The sequence below is a fragment of the Parasphingorhabdus sp. genome (assembly GCF_036964675.1).
In the GTDB taxonomy this organism is placed as follows: domain Bacteria; phylum Pseudomonadota; class Alphaproteobacteria; order Sphingomonadales; family Sphingomonadaceae; genus Parasphingorhabdus.
Genome location: NZ_JBALTF010000001.1, coordinates 1 through 5,812, shown reverse-complemented (window position 1 = coordinate 5,812; position 5,812 = coordinate 1). Strand labels below are relative to the sequence as shown.

The 5,812-nt window shown below is 56.0% G+C and carries 5 protein-coding genes; 4 read left to right on the top strand and 1 reads right to left on the bottom strand.

Features of this window, described 5'->3' with window-relative positions; genetic code table 11:
• Window positions 1–73: 73 nt before the first annotated feature.
• A complete protein-coding gene (gene lepB, locus V7665_RS00025) occupies window positions 74–877 on the bottom strand; it encodes a signal peptidase I (RefSeq protein ID WP_335662489.1) in 804 nt (267 codons plus the stop codon).
• Between the two features lie 131 nt (window positions 878–1,008).
• Here lepB and pgi point away from each other — a divergent pair, with 131 nt between their 5' ends.
• From pgi to V7665_RS00005, 4 genes are all read left to right on the top strand, one after another.
• The gene (pgi, locus tag V7665_RS00020) at window positions 1,009–2,508 is read left to right on the top strand and encodes a glucose-6-phosphate isomerase (RefSeq protein WP_335662488.1); all 1,500 of its coding nucleotides are present in this window, start codon (window positions 1,009–1,011) and stop codon (window positions 2,506–2,508) included.
• Between the two features lie 14 nt (window positions 2,509–2,522).
• Window positions 2,523–3,872 (top strand): glutathione-disulfide reductase, encoded by a 1,350-nt coding sequence (gene gorA, locus V7665_RS00015; RefSeq protein WP_335662487.1) that lies wholly within the window; start codon window positions 2,523–2,525, stop codon window positions 3,870–3,872.
• Window positions 3,873–4,000: 128 nt separating this feature from the next.
• Window positions 4,001–5,527 (top strand): acyl-CoA carboxylase subunit beta, encoded by a 1,527-nt coding sequence (locus tag V7665_RS00010; protein WP_335662486.1) that lies wholly within the window; start codon window positions 4,001–4,003, stop codon window positions 5,525–5,527.
• Between the two features lie 20 nt (window positions 5,528–5,547).
• On the top strand, window positions 5,548–5,812 hold a 265-nt coding region (locus V7665_RS00005; protein ID WP_335662485.1), incomplete at its 3' end, for a hypothetical protein.

Here is a 5,812-nt window from a genome sequence, read left to right as displayed (position 1 = left end):
CGGATATAGAGATCTGGAGTCAAAGGCCGTTTATTGGTGATCTCCGCAATCCAGTCGAGAAAGTCCGAACCGCTCAAAATCTTTCTCCGATGCGGTGCCAGCGCGCGGCGGTAAACCATGTCCAGGGCTTGATCCATTCGGCCGAACCATCGGTTGAGAAGACTGAAACCAGAGCCTCGCCGACCAGATTTTCTTCCGGCACCATGCCGATAGCCTGACCTTCTTGCGCCGGAAAGCGGCTGTCGGCGCTGCGGTCCCGATTGTCACCCATCAAAAACATATGGCCCTCCGGTACGACGAAGGCCTGCGTATTGTCGCCTTCGGAATCCTCGTAGATATCCAGAATACGATAGGTAACTCCATTGGGCAGCGTTTCCTGAAACTGGGGATAACGACAGATCCTTGTACCATTTCCTCCTGCCTCTTCAAACTCGTCACGGTAACAGGGACTATTGGGCGTAACAGGATGTTCAAAATCCGCTATTTGTTCACGTTCGACGGGCGTGCCGTTGATCGAGACAATACCCTTTTTGACCTGAACTATGTCGCCGGAAAGAGCGATCACTCTTTTGATATAATCTTCATGGGCGTTTGGCGGAGCCTTGAACACCACGACATCACCCGGCGTCGGTGAATGGGGCAATACGCGGCCGGGAAACAGGGGAATACTGAAGGGAAGGCTATATTTGGAGAAGCCATAGGGCCATTTTGCGACCAGCAGATAGTCGCCGACAACCAGACGCGGCTGCATCGACTCTGAGGGAATATTGAATGGCGAGACAATGAAACTGCGCAATATCAAGACGAATAGAGCCAGTTTTACAAGGAACGCGACAAAGTCGCGGGTTTCCGATCGTTCTGCTTTATTTCGCGCCATGGCGCCCCTTCGCCGACATTGGCTGTGGCGTCAAGATTTCTTGCGATCTGCCATCGGCTGCGATTTTCAACTTGAGGCCAGCCTATCCGGGGGATAGGGCGGGGCGGCTTACGGAAAGATTGGATGATTGAATGACTTCAGACCATTGGCAGACGATCAAGGCGCTACCGCAAGCCTCGCTAAACCAGCTGTTCAATGAAGATGACAATCGGGTTGCCAATTTCGGAATGGAGCATGCGGGCCTCTATTTCGATTTTTCAAAAACCCATCTCGACCTGGCTGCCGTGGCGGCCTTTCAAAAATTGGCGGATGATGTCGGGCTATCGGTAAAAGTGAAGGCATTATTGTCGGGCGAACCGATCAACATCAGCGAAGGCCGGGCCGCCGAACATTGTGCCGAACGCGGCATCGGCAACGCGGCGAGCGTCGGCCATGCAAAGGCGCTGCACCAACGGATGAAAGGCCTGATCGAGGTCATTGATTCCGGCGCTCTCGGCGAATTTACCCAGATCATCCATCTTGGCATTGGCGGCTCCGCTCTGGGCCCCAAAATGCTGCATCAGGCGCTGAAACTCGGTGATGAAAAATATGATCTCGCGGTTGTGTCCAACATCGACGGCGTCGCCCTTGAACCGGTGCTGGAGCGTTTTGATGCTGGCAAGACCTTGCTCGTCATCGCTTCCAAGACATTCACCACCGCAGAAACGCTGCTGAACGCGCAAACGGTGCTCGACTGGATGCGCGAGCAGGGCGTCGCCGATCCGCTGGGGCAGGTGGTGGCGCTGACCGCCGATCCGGACCAAGCGGTATCATGGGGCGTCGATGAAACACGCATCCTGCCCTTTTCCGAAACCGTCGGCGGGCGCTATTCCTTATGGTCGTCTATCGGTTTCAGCGTCGCCCTGGCGCTCGGCTATGATGTGTTCGAAGATTTGCTGGCCGGTGCTGCGGCCATGGACGAGCATTTTCGCGATACTCCCTGGGCAGAAAATATTCCCGTGCTCGCCGCCTTTGCCGATCAATATTATACGCAAGTTCGCGGATGCGAGACGCGCGCGGTCTTTGCCTATGACGAGCGCCTGAACCTGCTTCCCGATTATCTCCAGCAGCTCGAAATGGAGAGCAACGGCAAATCCGTGACGCTGGATGGTCAGCCGCTTTCGCTCCATTCAAGTCCGATCGTCTGGGGCGGCGTTGGCACCGACGCCCAGCATGCGGTGTTTCAGCTGCTCCATCAGGGCACCCATCTGGTACCGGTTGAGTTTCTCGCGGTCATCGAACCGGGAAATTCCCTCAGTCCGGCCCATCATAATGGCCTGCTGCTCAATTGCTTCGCCCAGGGCGCTGCGCTGATGGCGGGTAAAAAATCCGATGACAGTCATCGAAACTATCCGGGTGACAGACCATCGGTCACCATATTATTGGAAGACCTCGATGCACGAACATTGGGTGCGTTGCTGGCTTTTTACGAGCAGCGTACTTTTGTGAATGCATCATTATTGAATATCAATCCATTCGATCAATTTGGCGTCGAACTGGGCAAACAAATGGCGGGCAAGCTGGCGGCCGAAGATGGTAACCGGTTGGACGCTTCGACCGAAGAACTCAAAAAGCGGGCCTTCGGAGCCTGAACAAGGAAATATAGATGGCTGAATATGATTATGACCTGTTCGTTATCGGAGCAGGTTCCGGCGGAACACGGGCCGCACGGGTTTCGGCGTCCTATGGCGCAAAAGTCGCGGTGGCCGAGGAATATCGGGTTGGCGGGACCTGCGTCATTCGCGGCTGCGTGCCCAAGAAGTTGCTGGTCTATGGCTCCCATTTTTCGGAAGATCTGGAAGATGGCAAGAATTTCGGCTGGACCTGGGAAAATGCCAAATTCGACTGGCCGACCCTGCGCGATCATATTCTCAAGGATGTTGACCGGCTGAACAATGCCTATACCGACACGCTGAAAAATCACGGCGTCGAGATCATTCTCGAACGGGCCGAACTGACCGGACCGCATGAAATCAAGCTGGCCAGCGGCAAGATCGTGACCGCAAAATATATCTTGATCGCGGTCGGCGCGTGGCCCGCCGTGGCTGATTTTCCGGGCAGCGAACATATGTCGACCTCGAACGAGATGTTCCATCTCGAAAAACTGCCCGAAGCGATCATCATTTCCGGCGGCGGTTATATTGCCAATGAATTTGCCGGAATTTTCAACGGGCTGGGCAGCGAAGTCACGGTGGTGAACCGGTCCGACATCATCCTGCGCGGCTATGATGAAAGCGTCCGCGACCGGCTGATCCAGATATCGCTGGCCAAGGGCATAAGCTTCAAGTTCAATTGTGCCTTCGACAAGATCGAAAAGCGCGAAGACGGAGCCTTGGACGTTTATATGGACGGCAAGAGCGCACCGGTGCGCGCAGATGTGGTATTGGCCGCGACCGGACGACGGCCCAAGATCGAAGGACTTGGCCTGGAGCATGCCGGTGTTGCAACCAATGATCAGGATGCAATCATCGTCGATGAATATAGCCAGACCAATGTCGACAATATCTATGCTGTCGGTGATGTGACGGACCGCGTCCAGCTGACCCCGATTGCGATCCGCGAAGGCCAGGCTTTTGCCGATACCGTCTTCGGCGATAACCCGCGCACCGTCGATTATGACAATATCCCCTCGGCGGTATTCTCCCAGCCACCCATTGCATCGGTCGGCCTGACCGAAAGCGAAGCACGGGAACAATATGGCAATATCAAGGTCTATTCGTCGGATTTCCGGGCGATGCGCAACGTGTTTGCCGACCGACCGGAGCGCAGCCTCTACAAGATGATCGTCGAGCATCCGACCGAGAAGATTCTCGGACTGCACATGATCGGCCCCGATGCCCCGGAAATATTGCAGGCGGCGGCAATCGCGGTGAAAGCCGGTCTTACCAAACAGGCATTTGACGATACCGTCGCGCTGCACCCGAGCATGGCTGAGGAGCTCGTGCTGTTCAAATAGGCTGACGCTACGGCATGCTCGGACATAGCTCAGGTTTAATCGCGTGATTAATTACTATTGACGATTGCCTAACCCGCTGTGCATTGGCTAGGGCCTATCGCACCAAGTGATTCACAGCCGGGGGATGCATGTCAGACATAATCGCACAATTGGAAGCCAAACGGGCCGAAGCCATGCTCGGCGGCGGGCAGAAGCGCATTGACGCCCAGCACGCCAAGGGCAAGCTGACCGCGCGCGAGCGGATCCATATCCTGCTCGACGAAGGATCGTTCGAAGAAATCGACATGTATGTCGAACATAATTGCGTCGATTTCGGCATGGATGAGCAGCATATCCCGGGCGACGGCGTGGTCACCGGTTCCGGCACGATCAACGGCCGTCTGGTCTATGTCTTTTCCCAGGATTTCACGGTCTTTGGCGGCTCGCTCTCCGAACGCCATGCCGAGAAAATCTGCAAGGTTCTCGACAATGCGATGAAAGTCGGCGCTCCGGTCATTGGTATTAATGACAGCGGCGGCGCGCGTATTCAGGAAGGCGTGGCCTCGCTCGGCGGCTATGCCGACGTGTTCCAGCGCAATGTTCTGGCCAGCGGCGTGATCCCGCAGCTCAGCCTGATAATGGGTCCCTGCGCTGGCGGCGCGGTCTATTCCCCGGCGATGACCGACTTCATCTTCATGGTGAAGGATAGCTCCTATATGTTCGTCACCGGGCCTGATGTGGTCAAGACCGTGACCAACGAGATTGTGACGCAGGAAGAACTGGGCGGAGCGATAACGCACACGACCAAGACCAGCGTCGCCGATGTCGCTTATGAAAATGATATCGAAGCATTGCTGTCGGCGCGCGATTTTATCGACTTCATGCCGCTGTCGAACCGTGAAGAAGTGCCCGAACGGCCGACCGCCGATCCATGGGACCGGCTTGAGGAAAGCCTCGATACGCTGATCCCGGCCAATGCCAACCAGCCTTATGACATGCATGAAGTCATCCGCAAGATGGTCGACGAAGGCGATTTCTTTGAAGTCCAGCCCGCCCACGCGGGCAATATCATCTGCGGCTTTGGCCGGATGGAAGGTTCCACCGTCGGTGTGGTCGCCAATCAGCCGATGGTGCTAGCCGGTTGCCTCGACATCAACGCGTCCAAGAAAGCAGCGCGCTTTGTCCGCTATTGCGATGCTTTCAATATTCCGATTGTCACTCTGGTCGACGTCCCCGGCTTCCTGCCCGGCACATCACAGGAGCATAACGGCATCATCAAGCACGGCGCGAAACTGCTCTTTGCTTATGCCGAGGCGACGGTACCGAAAATCACCATCATCACCCGCAAGGCCTATGGCGGCGCCTATGACGTGATGGCGTCCAAGCATCTGCGCGGTGATCTCAACTATGCCTGGCCGACCGCTGAAATCGCCGTGATGGGCGCCAAAGGCGCAGTCGAGATCATCTTCCGCGGCAAGACGCCAGAAGAAATCGCCGAGCGTACGGCGCAATATGAAGCGCGCTTTGCCAACCCGTTTATCGCGGCGCAAAAGGGCTTTATCGACGAAGTGATAAAGCCGCATTCTACCCGCTGGAGAGTGGCTCTGGGGCTACGGAAGCTGCGCAACAAGCAGTTGGAGAACCCTTGGAAGAAGCATGATAATATTCCGCTGTGAGTGATTCTAGGTGAAGGAATATGGTCGTCATTGCGAGCGCAGCGAAGCAATCCAGAGAGGTGAGCGACGCACTGGGTTGCCGCGTCGCTCCGCTCCTCGCAATGACGGAGGGGCTTTTCGCACCAATCATCACTTTTAGCCCCTCCTTTTCAAAGGAGGGGTTGGGGTGGTTTCTCTCGGTTGAGCGCTGCCTTTGCGTTTTCATTCCAACATCTCCATTTCACCGCTTTTCGCTGACGCGAGCGATGCTGGCGCATCGCCACCACCCCAACCCAGTTCCGGGTG